Source organism: Paenibacillus sp. XP01 (assembly GCF_057364885.1).
On sequence record NZ_CP139481.1, the window covers coordinates 357,141 to 372,682 of the forward strand.

The following is a 15,542-nucleotide window of genomic DNA, read 5'->3' on the forward strand; positions in this document are numbered from 1 at the left end:
CACGAACGCTAGAAAAGGTTTTTTTGTATTTTTGCCATATTGCGAAGCTGACCCATAGAGTTGAGTATTGGTCTACTCTATAAAAAAAGAGCCCGGACCATGCCGGACTCCGAGCTGCAAGCTTCATCCTTCAGCCTGCAGCTCGCATGCGTATAAACGATTGCATGCCCGCTTGCGGCACGCCGCGCGTTCTGTATTGCCGTCATGAAGAGCCGGCAATGGCGCTGCGGACAAACCCGCCAGCCGTATCCAGCCTTTTCACAGCTTCCGTCGCGTCCACATTGGCCATCAGCATGACGATGGCCGTTTTGACGTGTCCGTTTGCTTCCGCGAACGCCTGCTCCACTTGAGGTTCGCTGGCATCCGTTGCCAATCGGATCATACGCTTGGCCCGATGGACAAGCTTTTGGTTCGACGGGTTCAGGTCGACCATGAGATTGCGGTATACCTTGCCGAGCCGAATCATGGCGGTGGTGGTCAGCATATTCAAAATCATTTTTTGTGCCGTTCCAGCCTTCATGCGGGTAGAACCCATCACTACTTCCGGGCCGACAACAGCTTCGATGCTAATGTCCGCCAAGCTGGACATGGGGGAGCCTGCGTTATTGCTCAGGCTGATCACTCCGGCCCCCAATTCGCGCGCCCGTTTCATGGCACCCAGCACGTATGGCGTTCTGCCGCTGGCAGCGATGCCGACTACAACGTCATGATCATTCACGCCATGGTCATCGAGATCAGCCGCACCGGTTGATTCGCTATCTTCGGCCCCCTCGACCGGGTCCTTCACGGCACGGAAACCTCCGGCAATAATACCTTGCACCATGCTGGGCGGCGTGCCATAAGTCGGCGGACATTCCGAAGCATCCAGAATGCCGAGCCTGCCGCTGGTGCCTGCGCCAACGTAGAACAGTCTGCCGCCGGAATGGAAAGCTTCGACGATGCGATCGGCCGCTTGGGCAATGACTGGAATAAGCGGCTGAATCAGCTCGGCAATGCGGCGATCCTCCCGATTGATCAGTTCAACGATCTCCGCAGAAGGCAGTACGTCGATCTGATCCGTTAGCGGATGGGGTTGTTCGGTCAGCAATGAGTTAAGCATGTGATTCATCAGTATGGCCTCCTTGTCTCTTCTATCTGGTATCGTGCAGGGAGCGATGGAACCGTGCCAAGCGTGCCGCGCCAATGGCTGGAGGTGGAGCATGCTCCGTCTGCACGTATTCGAGTCCTTCGTAGTACCGGGAAAGCTGCTGCATAAAGGCCTCTCGGTACAATGGAGAATGACGAAATAACGATCCGGACAATACGACAGGTGCTGCAGGGAACTCCGGGTCTCGGGCAATCAGCGCTCGTGCAGTCTCGGCGAGGTGCCTTGCCTCGTCAGTGACCAAGTCGCTCGCGACAGGGTCTCCCGCTTCAGCCGCCGCGATGGCGAGGCGAGCGAGCGAAGCGGTCTCCTTTTTTCCCCAACCGTTGTGATATACGCGATCCTTGAGCTCTGTTGGTTCCTTGAGCCCCAGTTCTTGCAAGAGAAGCGAAGTCAACCGGGTTGGTGGCAGAATGCCGTCATGGCTCTGCATGACCGATTGAAGTGCGCGCTGCCCGATGCGATAACCGCTGCCTTCATCGCCCAGCAAATGTCCCCAACCACCCGTGCGATAACGGGTGCCTTCAGAGTTGAATCCATAGACGATGGACCCCGTGCCGGAAATGCAGAGAACGCCGCGCGTACTACCCAAAGAGGCCATAAGAGCCGTTTCTCCTTCAGTTACAATCCAGACAGGGCATGTGTTAAACGCTTCCGGTAAACGTCTTTTCATGTATTGAATCACGACATCACTGATCATCTGACGTTCTTGCATTTTGTCTATACCTGACATACCAAGACATATACCATCACATTTTGTCAAAAGCTCATGATTTGTGCCAAATAGTCGATCCAATACTCTTTCCAGCTCGGGAACGGCTTGCTCCAGCGACACGCTATATGGGTTGCTTGGTCCTCCGCTGACTTGAGCAACAATATCTCCCGTATCGGAAATCAGCGCTGCATCTGTATTGGTACCGCCTCCATCAATACCCGCATAGACACGCAAAGTGAATCACCTCGCTTGCTTCATTTTTCTTTGTTCATAGTATAGTGGCAGGGAACGAAAAAGTAAAATTAAATTTTATGATTAAAAATATTGTTGAATTTTTATTTCACAGCTCATATAATGAACTCAATCTACAATTTTGGAAGGAATTAATACTGTTAATGTCATCTAAATTGACGTTAAACTTTCATTAAAAAGATTTGATTAGCAAAGGGCGGGTCGAATCTGAAGGGGAGGATGCGGAGAGATTTCAAAGGGTCAGCACACAGATTGGAATTGGCTCAGATATTTACCAAAGGTAGATGACATGCGAAGGAGATGAAAGCATGAAGAAGAGAAGTCTGGTTTGGTCCATGCTGTTAATGATGATTCTGGTAACGGCCTGTGGCAATGGGGGGAGCAGCGCGACGGAGAACGATCCTGACGCAAACGATACGGTGACGGTATGGACGTATCCGGTTCATGGCACTTACGAAGACGAGCTAAAGGATCTCATTGCAGATTTTAATAAAGAGCATCCGAATATCACGGTGAAGACCGAAGTGCTCTCATGGGCTGAGGGACCGAAAAAATTCGATGTTGCGCTGAACGCGGGGAATCCGCCTGATCTGTATTTCCACAGCGTGGACGGAACTTATGTGAATACCGGGCTTGCCCTGGAGTTGGACTCTTATCTGACGCCGGAGATCAAGGATGATTACCTGCCGGGAACGCTGGAGCTAGGCCAGATTCAAGGCAAGCAATATGGTCTCCCTTTATACCAATTCCAGTGGGCGTGGGGCGGAAACAAGCGCATTCTGGAGGAAGCGGGCATTGACTGGCAATCCATTCAGGCGAACGGCTGGACCTGGACCGAATTCAAGGAGGCCGCCGCGAAGTTGACCAAAACGTTGGATGGCGGCAAAGCTCAGTATGCTCTCGTTACCGATGGCACGTCGCTTGACTTCATTGAAATGTTGACGCGTAATAACGGCATGATCGACGTATTGGACAAAGACGGCGTGTTCCAGTGGAACGATGGCCGCATTCTGGATACGCTTGGTTTCGTCAAAGAACTGATGGATCAAGGTTACATGCCGAAGGAAACGGCCGCAATCGCTCCGGCGAAACGCACGGACATGTTCTATGCCGGCGAAGCGGCAATCATCTCCAAAGCGATTCCTTATTACGACGTGATGATCCAGAATCGCAGCAAAGACATCGATGCGGGCAACGTGCAAGGTGAAAAAATCGACTTCGTGTTGTTGCCTGTGCCTCACAATGACGACCAGCCGGCTCAGACGACGATGGGTGGCGAAGGTTATGTCGCGTTCAGACAGAAAAACGACAAAGGCGAGCAGCATGCCAAAAATACATTCCTGGTCATGGAGGCGCTTAGCGGCGCGAAGGCGGGCAATTCGGCCAATGAGTTGGCACTGCCGTTCGTAAGAAAGTCCCAGGCGGACCTCTTCAGAGGCAAGGAGCTGGGCAAACCGGAAAATATCGCTGCTGCCAACCTTATGGCTGAGAACATTGCAATGCCGGTTGTACTGGAACTGGATATCGACAAGGCTGCCCAAATGAAACAGTTTAAGGAGCAGGTTGTGAAACCGAATATTCAGGCTTTGTTCTCGGGGGAGAAAACGCCTGAGCAGATCGCTGAAGACTTCAAAGGCAAAGGCCAGCAAATGTTTGGCCAATAAGCATCCAGGCATCATCATCTCGGAGAGGAGGATTCGCCATGCAGACCGCCCTTGCGCCAAAGCCGTCCGCGGCCCGGACTTCCCGGTTCGCCCGGTTTTGGCGGGATTACGGGTGGGCGTATTTGTTTATTTTGGCGCCTGTCCTGCTGTTTCTTGTGTTCACGCTGTACCCGGTACTGTCGGCACTGGTCATGAGTTTCCAGAAGTACAATATTATGAATTCCACGTGGGTCGGGCTGGACAATTACGAGCGTTTGGTCAAGGACGATACGTTCTGGAAATCCATCCGCAACACGATCATTTTCACGGTGGGCACCGTGCCGGTCAACATTCTGATTACGTTTGTGCTGTCTTATTTCATCTTTCAAATGAAAAGCAAATGGCAGACCTTCTTCAAAGCTACGTTATATCTGCCTGCCGTGGCATCCGGAGTAACGATTTCCATCGTCTGGCTTGCCATTTTCGATCCCACCGACTCCGGTTTGCTGAACCGTTTCCTGAGCCTGTTCGGCCTGGACCCGGTCATCTGGCTAGGGCAGTCGGGAACGGCGTTATTTTCGCTTATTCTGATGAACTGGCTCGGTTCGCATGGTGCGGGCATCATTCTGTATTTGGCGGCGATGGGCGGTATTCCGAAGTCGCTGTATGAAGCGGCGGACATTGACCATGCCAGCGGCTGGACCCAATTCAGCAAAATCACGTGGCCGCTCCTCAAACCGACGACGCTCTATCTGCTTGTTACCGGAGTCATTACGTCTTTTCAGGTATTCATTTCGGTATATCTAATGACACAAGGCGGCCCGAACTTTGCCACAACGACGATTGCTTACCTGATTTATGAGACGGCCTTCAAGTTCTACGAATTCGGATTGGCGTCGGCGCAGTCGTTCGTGCTCGCGGTGATCATCATCGTCATCTCCGTGATTCAATTCAAGTACTTCTCGAGCGATATCGAGTATTAAGCAATCGGAGGTGAATTTCATCCATGAAAACATCACGCCATAAGCTGCTGCTGATCATAGCTGCCGTTCTGCTAAGCGTGTGGACGATCGTGACAGTCATCCCCATGTACTGGATGTTGGTAGGCTCGGTGCAGGATAGCGCAATGTCGGCATCCTTTCGGCCGCAGATGCTGCCGAATCAGCTGTCCTTGTCGCCGTATGAACGCTTTTTTGCCAAAACGGACGCCTGGCGCTGGCTCTATAACTCGCTGTTGATTTCGGCTATCCTGACCGTGACCAACGTATTCTTTGCCTCGCTGGCAGGGTATGCGTTTGCCAAACTGAAATTTCCGGGCAGTCAGGCTGTCTTCTGGACGCTGCTCGGCACGATGATGATTCCTGCTCAAGTTACGCTGATCCCGCTCTACATTTTGATGGTCAACGTGTTTAACCTCGGCGACACATACATCGCCATTATTCTGCCTGCCGCGGTAAGCGTAGGCAACATCTTTTTGATGAAACAGTTCATGTCCACGCTGCCAACCTCGCTGATCCATGCGGCGCGCATCGATGCATGCAGCGAATTCGGCATCTTCTGGAAGGTGATTCTGCCTATGGCGAAGCCGGGGATCGCGGTGCTTGCGATTTTTACCTTCGTCGCTTCGTGGAACGAATTTTTCTGGCCGTTTCTCATTACCAATTCCAACGAAATGCGCACCATTCAGGTGGGGCTCGCATCATTCGTCTTTGCCGAATCGACCGATTTCGGGGCGATGATGGCAGGAGCGACGATCGGCGCGCTGCCGATGATCATACTGTTCTTCTCGCTGCAGCGTTACTTCCTGCAGGGAATTACCATCGGCGCGGTTAAGGGATAACCCCTCTAATCGGGCTATAACACATGCGACAACGCAAAGGGGGATCTGCCAATGGCACGCGTGGAGTTTCGCCAAGTACGCAAAGAATTCAAAGATGATCATAAAGGAGCGTTCACGGCTGTCGCCGGGTCGGACTTTGTCATAGAGGATAAAGAGTTCGTGGTGTTCGTCGGCCCGTCGGGATGCGGCAAAACCACGTCGCTGCGAATGATCGCCGGGCTGGAAAAACAAACGAGCGGAGATATCGTCATCGGCGACCGGATCGTGAACGAGCTGCATCCGAAGGATCGCGATATTGCGATGGTGTTCCAGGACTATGCGCTGTATCCACACATGACGATCCGGGAAAATTTATCCTTTGGACTGAAAAACTTGAAGAAACCGAAAGCTTACATTGATGAAAAGGTAAACCATGCCGCAGCCATCCTGGGGCTTGAAGCGATGCTGGAGCGCAAGCCGCGCGAGCTTTCCGGCGGCCAGCGTCAACGGGTTGCCGTGGGCCGCGCCATCGTGCGCGACCCGCAGGTATTCCTGTTCGACGAGCCTTTGTCGAACCTCGATGCCAAGCTGCGCGTGCAGATGCGTGTGGAACTGGGCGAGCTGCACAAGCGCTTGGGAGCGACGATCGTATACGTGACGCACGATCAGGTCGAAGCAATGACGCTGGGCGAGCGCATCGTGGTCATGAACCACGGCGACATTCAGCAGATCGCTTCGCCGAAGGAATTGTACGCAAGTCCGCGCAACATGTTCGTGGCAGGATTCATTGGCTCGCCGGCGATGAACTTTATCGATGCGCGGCTGGATGGTGCGCAGTTGGTTTTGGAGGGCGCGTCGTTTGCTTTGCCGGAGGATGTGCTTGAGCGTTTGCGCGAGTATCAGGGCAAGCGGTTGATTCTTGGCATTCGGCCAGAGCATGTTTTTGGCGAGGATGTTGCGCCGAATATTCCGAGGGACCATATGCTGCAGGCAAGAGTGCAGGTCGTTGAGCATCTGGGCTCCGAAAATTTGATTTATTTTCCGTTGGGTAATCGTACCGTTACCGCCAAGGTGCACCCTGAGACGCATACGTATGTGGGTATGGATAAAGTGTTTGTGCTGGACCTGCGTAAGGCGCATTTCTTTGACCCGGAAACAGAGCTTGCAATTGGACGCGAATAAGTGGTGGAACAAGGAAGGTGCAGAGAAGTCGGAGTCATTTGTGGCAATAACCGCAAGGGAGGAGAGCTGAAATATGCGTAAGCTGAGCGAGGTGCTGGTAAAGACGGGAGTTGAAATCTATCAGGACATGATTCGGGTTGCCTTGTACAGTGTGGCCAGTTCGGTGGTGCTTGTGCCCATCCTGCTGTTTGCGCCGCTGCCCGTAGCGTTACTTCTGCTTGTGGTCACATACATGCCTGTGCTGTTTGGAGCCTGCTTTGCGATGCATCATCGGCTGGAACGCAAGGAGCAGCGGAACGGCCTGAAGGATATGTGGACAGGGACGTTAAAGGGAATCGTTCCCGGAGGGATGGTTGGCGTACTGTTTGCTGTGTTAAGCTTCATTCTTTGGTCGACATGGTGGTACTACGGCGGCCAGGGAAGCATGTTGGGCATGGCGGTGATGGCATTTCAGACCTGTTTTGTGCTGATGGCGGCGCTTTCCCAGTTCTATACGTGGCAACTGGTCATTCAGAAGGATATGGGGATCGTGCAAGCGATGGGAGAGAGCGTCAAGCTGTTCTTCCGATATCCGGGATACACCATTGCTGCCGCATTTCAGGCATTGTGTCTTGCTGCGCTGCTCCTGTTAACCGTTGTGGGATATGGCGCGCTGTTTGCGGGCATGTTTGCCGTTTATCAGCATAAGGTGGCGCGAAATGTACTGGAGCCGGAGGAAGAACCTGCCGTACTGCAGGGTAATGACCATCAACCGTCCACTTGGTTTGGCCAGAGTCAAGGGAGTGCGCGATGAACGGAAGTGAAGGACGGCGTAAGATTCCGAGAAAGGATGTGGTGAAGGGTTTAGGCTCGCGCCTTACAAAGGCAGGAGTGGTTAAGCCGATGTCTTCCAAGGTTCGGACAGGAGTTGATCTGCTGGCGGAAGGTCTTTCCCATCCATGGATTACCGGTTCGCGCATCGGGTTGATCACCAATCCGACGGGCATTACATCCCATTTCAGGTCTACCATTGAAGTATGCGCCGGGCTGAAGGATGCCGAATTGGTGGCGCTTTATGCATGTGAGCATGGACTGGACGGCGAGCTGCAGGCAGGCGTACGTTTCGGAGATACACTGCATCCGAAGCTTGGCATTCCCGTGTTCAGCTTGTACGGAGAACAGAAAAAGCCCACACCCGCGATAATGGCTGGTGTAGATACGGTATTGTTCGATATCCAGGATATCGGCATTCGGTATTACACCTATGCATCGACGCTGTTTCAAATGATGGAGACGTGCGCGCAGGCGGGCAAGCGACTGCTTGTGCTGGATCGTCCCAATCCGTTGGGCGGATGCATCGTGGAAGGTGGCGTTTTAAACGCGGGGTATGAATCGCTTGTGGGTGCCTGGCGCATGCCGGTACGCCATGGTATGACGGTTGGTGAACTGGCGTTGCTCGTCAACAGTGAGCTGGAACATCCTTGCGAGTTGGACGTAGTCGCCATGGAGGGCTGGCGGCGCAAGATGTCCTTTGCCGATTGCGGGCTGCCATGGATGATGCCATCGCCGAACATGCCTACGCTGGACACGGTGCGGGTATACGCCGGAAGCTGTTTGCTGGAAGGTACTAACGTATCGGAGGGCAGGGGCACGACCCGCCCGTTCGAGTGGATCGGCGCGCCATGGGTCGATGGTGAGCGACTGGCCGAGCGCGTTCGTCAGCATGGGTTAGAGGGAGTGCATTTCCATCCCGTGTACATGTCGCCTACTTTCTCCAAACATGCGGGTGAGTTGTGCGGAGGCGTTCGTATTTTCGTGACAGATCCGGAGAAATTCCGCGCAGCGGACATGGGCTTGGTGCTTCTGCATGAGCTGATTTCGCTTGCGCAAAATGAGTTTCGATGGCTGGAGCCGCCAAAATCGGGTTCGCGGTACTTCATTGACTTGTTGACCGGAGGAAGCGTTGTCCGGGAAAACATTCATGATCCTGGAGTCCTGGAACGACTCAGACGGGAGTGGAAGATGCAGGCGATGGCTTGGAATGATCGCCGGCAGCCGTTTTTGCTTGGTTATGAATGGGATTAATGCGAAAGGGGACGAAGGGATGATGGAGCAGAATCAAAGCGGTCGGAGCCTGCTGAAGCAGATGACGTTGCGCGAGAAAATCGGGCAGATGCTGCTGTGCGGTTTTCACGGCACGGAAGCTTCCGGAGATATTGAGCGCCTGCTGACGGAGGTCCCGATCGGCGGCGTAATCTATTTCGCGCGCAATGTGGAATCGCCGGAGCAGGTAGAGCGACTGTCGAAAGGATTGCAGCACATTGCCAGGGGCAGAGGGAATTTGCCGCTCTGGATATCTATCGACCAGGAGGGCGGTATGGTAGCGCGAATTACCGAGGGCATTTCGCTGATGCCGGGACAGATGGCGATTGCGGCAGCAGGCTCGCTCGAGGATGCGTACGAAGCCGCGCGTATCAGCGGCCTGGAACTGAAATCCATGGGCATTAACATGAACTTCGCCCCGGTACTGGACATCAACAACAATCCGGCTAATCCCGTAATCGGCGTACGTTCCTTCGGGGAAGAACCCGAGGCTGTAGCCGAATTCGGTGTACATACGATAAGAGGGCTGCAGGATGCGGGCCTTGCTGCAACGGCGAAACATTTTCCCGGTCATGGGGACACGGACATAGACTCCCACCTGGATCTTCCCGTCATCGCGCATGGGCGCGAACGGGTAGAACGCGTGGAGCTTGTTCCGTTTCGTGCCGCCATAGCGGCCGGCGTGGACGCGATGATGTCGGCGCATATTTATTTTCCGGCGCTGGAGCCGCAGCGGCTGCCAGTCACGTTATCTCCTGCCGTGCTGAGCGGACTGCTGCGCAAAGAGTTGGGATATGAGGGACTGATCGTTACGGATTGTATGGAGATGGATGCCATTGCCGTTCATTATGGGACGGTGGAGGCTGCGGTCATGGCCGTTGAAGCCGGAGCGGACCTCGTGTTGATCAGCCATACGGCAAAATTGCAGAGGGAGTCCTTCGGTGCGCTGGTACAGGCGGTAGAGAGCGGGAGAATTAGCGAAAAGCGCATCGACGAATCGGTCTTGCGGCTGCTCACATACAAAGCGAAGCGTGGACTGCTGCGGATGGATGCCGACGAGCCGGCAGCAGTGGCTGGCCGCGAAAAGGATAATGCCATGTCACTAGCTGCAGCTGCGCCTGAACAAGCAGAGCGCGTAGAGCGGGGCGATCGCTCGCATCTGGATGTGGCAAGGCGGATCAGCGAGAACAGCATTACGCTGGTTCGCGATGAAGAAGGAATGCTGCCGCTCAAGCTTGAGCGAACGCTGGTCATTACGGTGGCGACGGAGGTAACGACAATTGCTGACGAGCAGCTCGTCCAGGCACCGACGCTTGGTTCGGCACTTGCCGACTTTGGCCTTGAAGTAGTGGATCTGACGGTATCACCGGAAGACGTGGCGTCCGATTCAGCGCGTCTGCTTCAAGCCGCCGAAGATGAGGGGGTCAAGCAGATTGTGGTGGGCACTTACAATGCCGTCAATCCCTCAGGCGACCCGCAGCGCAGATTAATCGGCCGGCTAAACAGACTGGGCAAGCCGGTAGCAGTGGTGGCGCTGCGCAGCCCTTACGATCTGCTGGCCATTCCCGATGCATCGGTATATGTGGCCGCGTACGAGAGCAGGCCGCTGGCTATGCAGAGCATTGCACGCGCGCTGACGGGGCAGATTCCTTTTGCAGGGAAACTTCCGGTGTCTTTGAAATAGCACGTCGCTCTAATCGAACCATTACTGCTCTGCGGGAATCGAAAGAAAAGCTCGTTGCCATAGGCACCGGGCTTTTCATCGCACATCCAGATCCAGGTTCCGCGTTGGTTTAGCGAACAACCACTCGAAAACCGCAGTTCCCGGACGAGCTGTCTGGCGTATTCCCGGTTCGCGCAGCTACACGATACCGATTGCAATATGAATGGTGGCACAAATAAGAGCCGCCGCGCATCGAAACCTTGTCCGACATTCCTGCAAACAACGGATTGCACGTTTCGGTGATTTCATGATACCTGGGCGTGAAACGGTCGAGGCACCATTCCCATACGTTCCCGGCCATATTGTACAGACCGTATCCGTTGGGACGGTAGGCATCAACGGGTGCGGTTCCCGCGTAACCGTCTTCTGCAGTATTTTCAGTCGGGAATCGCCCTTGCCAAATGTTGCATTGATGCTCTCCGTCAAGCAGCAAATCATTGCCCCATACGTAGGTTTTACCTTCCAATCCGCCTCTCGCCGCATATTCCCACTGCGCCTCGGTCGGCAGGATGGTGCCGGACCATGAGCAGTATGCCAAGGCATCGTTCCAACTGACGTGTACGACCGGGTGGTTCTCCCTCCCCTCAATAGAAGAATCCCACCCTTCGGGGCGGTGCCAGCACGCGCCTTCCACGACGAGCCACCATGGCACGCCGTAAGGCACGCGCTGCACTTCGTTTCGAACCTTCTCCGACGCGAGCAATTCGAAAACGTAAGACCAGCCGAATTGCTCCGCTTCGGTCATGTAACCCGTCTCCTTGACGAATTCCTTGAAATCCCGATTAGTCACTGCATAGGGTGACATAAGGAAGCTATCCACTTCCACAATTCTGGAGGGCCCTTCGCCGTCCGAGGCGAAACCGTTCAGATCATTGGTTCCCATGACAAAGGTGCCGCCTTCGATGCGGACCATACGTTCCAGCAGTTCGGGCCGCACAGTTTCGACGCTGGTCCCCAGATCTGCATGATGATTGGGGAGCTGCACGGTCGCTGCAATGGCGGAATTCCGTTTTACGGAGCAGCAGCATCCGTTTTTCGATGGTTTCATCCGTGTTCATGCTCCCTTCGTTCAAGATATAACTATCATTCCCGTCGTGCGCGCCGGTGCGGGACCACGTCGCAAGTGGATTGGTAAAAATCAAGCATGCGCTCCTTCAAACGTTGCAATTCTTGCGCAAGGGAAGGATCGCTGATCCGGTTGCGGGTCTCTCCCGGATCGAGAACGAGATCGTATAACTCGTCTTGCTCATCAAGTCTGCGCACATACTTGAACCGATCCGTGCGGATCATCGTGGCTTTGGTATGCTCCGGTCCCTCGCTGCGCTGCGTTTCGCCCCTTGGCCAATACAGGCTGCGGGGATCTTCGTTGAACGGCGTGGATTCGTTGCAGTGCGATTCGCCATGCAGTCGACCGCCCTCACTGAAAACGGCGTCACGGTGCTCCGTCAGCTGCCCGCTGATTACGCCGCGAAGGGAACGGCCGAAATGGGTGTACCCCTCGTCAATGCCTGCATAATCGTATACCGTAGCGCACAGATCGACCAGCTCAATCATGGCGTCGGAGATGCCTGGCCGTACCGGAACGCCTGCAGGAGGTTTGACGATAAAGGGGACGCGGGTCAGGCAATCCTCAAACGTGTTTTGCGTTTTTTCCACCAGCCCGTAGTCCCCTGTGAAATCGCCGTGGTCCGATAAAAAGAAAATGGCCGTATCCTCGTACATTCCCGTATCCTTCAGAGCCTGGACAAGCAGGCCGAACTGCTCGTCTACTCTGGCGCACATGGCGTAATACGTTGCTCGCAGCTCGTCCCAGCGCTGCTCGGTCCAACCGTGCAGCTGCATCCTCTCCCGCAGTCCGGTTAACATGGACGGTTTGCCTTCCCAGACCGGCTCGGCGACGCGGGGCGGCAGCAAGGAACGGTCAATCGAACCGTACCATGGCTCTTCTACGGCATAAGGAGGGTGCGGGTACAGGATCGGCAAATAAATGCATACAGGCTGATCCGACCGGGCTTCCCGAATCAGATTAATCGCTCCGTGGATATGAGCCCAATCCGAGTCGGGATAATAGTCTTCCCCGTCCCCTTTGTCGATGTTGCCGACGTAAAACGAATAGAACGTATCCTCTTCCGGTTTGCCGCGCCTCCAATCCGGTCCGAACATGCGTCTCGTTGTGTCGGGCGGAACATACTTGACGTCGCAATATTCGCCATAGCCCGATTCGGGATCGACCAGATCGTTTTTCCCACCCCACCATACGTAATAACCAGCCTCTTTCAGCTTTTGCAGCAGCATGGGTTCATCCGGCTTGAGCATATGGTACATGGTCCGATGGCCCCTGACGTGCGGATACCACCCCGTCATAAAGGAGCAGCGGCTTGGCGTGCAGACCGGGTTCTGACAAAAAGCGTGACTGAACGATACGGCATCTTCGGCTACGAAACGGTCCAAATGCGGCGTTCGTGCTGCCGGATTTCCGAGATGGCCGAGCACATCGCCCCGCCATTGGTCCGGATTGAACAGGATGATATGCGGACGCTTCGGTTTCGCGGTCATGGACGATGCTCCTTTTCGCCTTCGGAAGCCGATTCCCCGGAATACTGCACTTTTGCTTCGCGGCGTGCGTTCGGTTCGAGTCCCAATCGTTCATATTGCTCGATCGGCGCATCGTTCTCTTGCATAAGACGGATGAGCAAAGCAACCATTTTGGCCTCAAGTTGTGCATCCTCGATTGGATGCTCCTGTCGCGGGTCCGTTTCCAGGTCGAACAACAGCGAGCCGAACTGATGCAGCGTTCCCCGGCCTGCGCTCCTTATTTTCAAGACCTGTGCTCCTTTGGTAAACGGAAGTGGTCCGGCAAGCTCCATGTCCTGCAGCTCGGAAGGGGAGAAGCGGCTTCGCATATGCGTGGGCATCAGGGTGTAGTCGAACAGCGGCTGGTTGTCCTCGCTTGCGGCTGCTCTCATATATACGTAACGCCCGTCTGTAACGCATACGTGGCCGCCATGCAATCCGAACAGCGCTGCTTCGCGCACAGGTTGATCGCTGGTTATGGTAGCGCGAAGGGATTGACCATGCATATCGGATGTAGGCTGCACGCCGAAATAATCGAGCAGCGTTACAGGCAGGTCGATGGTTTGAACAAGGCTGTTTCGCCGTTCCCCCTGAACGTTGCTGCGCGGGTCCCAGATAAACAGCGGCGTGTGGGCGACCTCGTTATAGAAGGGCTGCACGCATTTGGCCCAATGTCCGTGCTCGCCAAGCAAGAAGCCATGATCCGTATTCACGATAAGCAATGTATCTTTCCACAGATCCAGCTCGTCCATGACATCCAGCACTTTCCCAAGATGGTCATCACACATGGTGAGCAGGGCCGCATAACGATGCCGCATGCGCTCTACCTCGTCATCCGTTTCCTTCACGGGTCCGTAAGCCGGCCAATCGTTTCCACGATCCCCGATCAGCTTCGGATACAAGTTGCGGAACGATTCCGGACTGTAGAACGGTTCGTGCGGATCGAACGTCTCCAGCTGGAGGAACCAGCGTTCTTGACCAGCGTTGCGGCGGATGAAGTCGATGCCCAGCTCAAAGGTCTGTGCCTGCGGAAATTGCTCCTCGGAAACGATGTGTTTGCGATTGATCCGGTCGTGATGAACAATTTTCTGGTACGTTAACGGGATGCCCGATCCCGCTCTTCCTTGGGTAGCCTCCTCGCTTACCTCACCTTTCCAAGGGTCTCCTTCCTGGCCGCGAACGAATTCAAAGCTCTCATATCTGGGGTGATATGTTCCTCCCCCGTCTTCCCAATAATGTTGGTGATCCGTGACCAAATGAGTGTACACTCCTGCTTGCCCAAGCAGCTCGATGGCGGAATCGTCGAACGGTTCCAGCGGGCCCCAGCTTCGGTGCAGGAAATTATGCCGAGCTGTGTGCAGTTCCCGGCGGGCCGGCATGCAGGGCATGCTGCCGATATAACTGTTCAGGAAAACGGCGCTGCGCCGGGCAAGCCTGTCGAAATGAGGCGTTTGTACCCAATCGGGCGCGCCGTAGGGGGAGAGCATATGCCGATTTAACGTGTCGAACATGACCATGACTGCTTTCATGCAAAAATCATCCTTTCACACCCGAGGATACCACGCTGCGGATGAATTGTTTTTGGAATAGGAAAAAGGCAACGACGATGGGCAAAGACACCATCAGTGTAGCGGCCATCAACAGGTTGTATTGCACCTGATATTCGCCCCGGAAAACTTGAAGGCCCAGCTGGATTGTTCGCATGGACGGGCTGCTGGTGTAGATGAGCGGGTGAAAGAAGTCGTTCCACACCGCAACGAATTTGAAAATGCCGAGTGTACCGAGCAGCGGCCCGCTCAGCGGGATATAGATGTAGAAAAACAATCTCAGAATACCGGCTCCGTCAATATATGCCGCTTCGTCCAGCGCCTTCGGCACCTGCTGGAAAAATTGCCGTGCCATAAAGATGCCGAACGCTCCGGATAACTCGGGAATGATCAAGGCATAGTAGCTGTCCAGCCAGCCGGTCCCGCCGCTTCCAAGCCAGTCGTTCCCGCCGAAGAATGGAACAGACTTCAACAGCAGGAATTGGGGGATGACCGTGACTTGGGCCGGAATCATGAGGCCGAGCAGCAGCAGCAGGAACATGAACTGGCTTCCTCGGAAGCGGAGCCTGGCGAAAGCAAATCCGGCAAGGGTATTTAACAAAAGGCTGCCCCCTACAGCTGCAGCAGTAACGATAGCACTATTGCGGAAAAAGAGACCCCATTCCGCCATGCCCAACGCCCGGACGTAATTATCGAATTGCAAGCCGGAAGGCAAGATGGTCGTTCTGCCCAATCCAAACTCGTCATCCCCCTTCAAGGAGGTGAAGACAAGCACCAGGAGCGGCAGAATAGACAGCGCGGTGACGAAAGCGAGTGCGGCATAGGCTGAAATTCGTTCGAATGTTGTCGGTTTCATGTCAT

The 15,542-nt window shown here is 54.6% G+C and carries 13 protein-coding genes; 7 read left to right on the forward strand and 6 right to left on the reverse strand.

Going from position 1 to position 15,542, the window contains the following annotated elements:
- Positions 1-202: 202 nt before the first annotated feature.
- Together murQ and SNR34_RS01700 are read right to left on the reverse strand one after the other, a co-directional pair.
- Entirely contained in the window at positions 203-1,108 is a 906-nt protein-coding gene (murQ, locus tag SNR34_RS01695) for an N-acetylmuramic acid 6-phosphate etherase (RefSeq protein ID WP_339275675.1), read from the reverse strand.
- Positions 1,109-1,130: 22 nt separating this feature from the next.
- Positions 1,131-2,093, reverse strand: coding sequence for an N-acetylglucosamine kinase (locus SNR34_RS01700; RefSeq protein WP_236421459.1), 963 nt, complete (start codon positions 2,091-2,093; stop codon positions 1,131-1,133).
- A 326-nt stretch (positions 2,094-2,419) separates the two neighbouring features.
- Here SNR34_RS01700 and SNR34_RS01705 point away from each other — a divergent pair, with 326 nt between their 5' ends.
- The 7 genes from SNR34_RS01705 to nagZ all read left to right on the forward strand — a co-directional run bounded on the left by SNR34_RS01705 (position 2,420) and on the right by nagZ (position 10,521).
- Entirely contained in the window at positions 2,420-3,775 is a 1,356-nt protein-coding gene (locus SNR34_RS01705; RefSeq protein WP_236421458.1) for an ABC transporter substrate-binding protein, read from the forward strand.
- Positions 3,776-3,813: 38 nt separating this feature from the next.
- A complete protein-coding gene (locus SNR34_RS01710) occupies positions 3,814-4,737 on the forward strand; it encodes a carbohydrate ABC transporter permease (RefSeq protein WP_236421457.1) in 924 nt (307 codons plus the stop codon).
- 23 nt (positions 4,738-4,760) lie between these two features.
- Positions 4,761-5,594, forward strand: a complete 834-nt coding sequence (locus tag SNR34_RS01715) for a carbohydrate ABC transporter permease (RefSeq protein ID WP_236421456.1) — start codon at positions 4,761-4,763, stop codon at positions 5,592-5,594.
- Positions 5,595-5,645: 51 nt separating this feature from the next.
- A complete protein-coding gene (locus tag SNR34_RS01720; protein ID WP_486181006.1) occupies positions 5,646-6,755 on the forward strand; it encodes an ABC transporter ATP-binding protein in 1,110 nt (369 codons plus the stop codon).
- Between the two features lie 73 nt (positions 6,756-6,828).
- The gene (locus SNR34_RS01725; protein WP_486181007.1) at positions 6,829-7,548 is read left to right on the forward strand and encodes a hypothetical protein; all 720 of its coding nucleotides are present in this window, start codon (positions 6,829-6,831) and stop codon (positions 7,546-7,548) included.
- Between the two features lie 89 nt (positions 7,549-7,637).
- Positions 7,638-8,819: an exo-beta-N-acetylmuramidase NamZ family protein gene (locus SNR34_RS01730; RefSeq protein WP_486181008.1), complete on the forward strand. Its 1,182-nt coding sequence runs from the start codon at positions 7,638-7,640 to the stop codon at positions 8,817-8,819.
- On the forward strand, positions 8,806-10,521 hold the full coding sequence (gene nagZ / locus SNR34_RS01735; RefSeq protein ID WP_486181009.1) for a beta-N-acetylhexosaminidase: 1,716 nt from the start codon (positions 8,806-8,808) through the stop codon (positions 10,519-10,521). Before SNR34_RS01730 ends, nagZ begins: the two co-directional genes overlap by 14 nt.
- Positions 10,522-10,630: 109 nt before the next feature.
- Here the strand turns inward: nagZ and SNR34_RS01740 are convergent, their stop codons facing one another.
- From SNR34_RS01740 to SNR34_RS01755, 4 genes are read right to left on the reverse strand one after another with little or no spacing between them, the layout of a single operon-like run.
- Positions 10,631-11,608, reverse strand: coding sequence for a formylglycine-generating enzyme family protein (locus SNR34_RS01740; protein ID WP_486181010.1), 978 nt, complete (start codon positions 11,606-11,608; stop codon positions 10,631-10,633).
- Positions 11,609-11,643: 35 nt separating this feature from the next.
- Positions 11,644-13,116: a sulfatase family protein gene (locus SNR34_RS01745; RefSeq protein ID WP_486181011.1), complete on the reverse strand. Its 1,473-nt coding sequence runs from the start codon at positions 13,114-13,116 to the stop codon at positions 11,644-11,646.
- Complete coding sequence (locus SNR34_RS01750) at positions 13,113-14,663, reverse strand: sulfatase (RefSeq protein WP_486181012.1); 1,551 nt, start codon at positions 14,661-14,663, stop codon at positions 13,113-13,115. Before SNR34_RS01750 ends, SNR34_RS01745 begins: the two co-directional genes overlap by 4 nt.
- Positions 14,664-14,670: 7 nt before the next feature.
- Entirely contained in the window at positions 14,671-15,537 is an 867-nt protein-coding gene (locus tag SNR34_RS01755; protein WP_343262770.1) for a carbohydrate ABC transporter permease, read from the reverse strand.
- Positions 15,538-15,542 lie beyond the last annotated feature (5 nt).